Origin of the sequence: Akkermansia muciniphila (assembly GCF_900184965.1) — a bacterium.
GTDB classification, from domain to species: domain Bacteria; phylum Verrucomicrobiota; class Verrucomicrobiia; order Verrucomicrobiales; family Akkermansiaceae; genus Akkermansia; species Akkermansia muciniphila_A.
In genome coordinates this window covers 1-247 of the sequence record NZ_FXYA01000081.1, presented here as the reverse complement: position 1 = coordinate 247, position 247 = coordinate 1, and the positions used below count along the sequence as shown (strand labels likewise).

General features: G+C 66.4%; 1 pseudogene. It reads right to left on the bottom strand.

Features of this window, described 5'->3' with window-relative positions:
- Positions 1–247 (bottom strand): annotated as a pseudogene (locus CI070_RS13365) (hypothetical protein); the annotation flags it as partial.

Sequence of the window (247 nt, the reverse complement as noted above, 5' to 3'; positions counted from 1 at the left end):
ACATACAGCACGCCGGGAGTCGTCAGCGTACCGGCAATGTTGAGAGTGCCTTTGGCTGCTCCGCCGACCACGATCTGCTGAGCGCCAGGCGCTCCGCCGCTGCGCGTACCGATCGCCAGACTGCCGCCTTCAGCGATCGTCACCGTACCTTCGTGGGGAGCTCCGGCAGCCCAGTCGCCGGGCACCGTGCCGGGAGCCCAGTAACCGCGGCCTCCGATGAAAAGACTGTATTCCGTGCTGGCCTGTC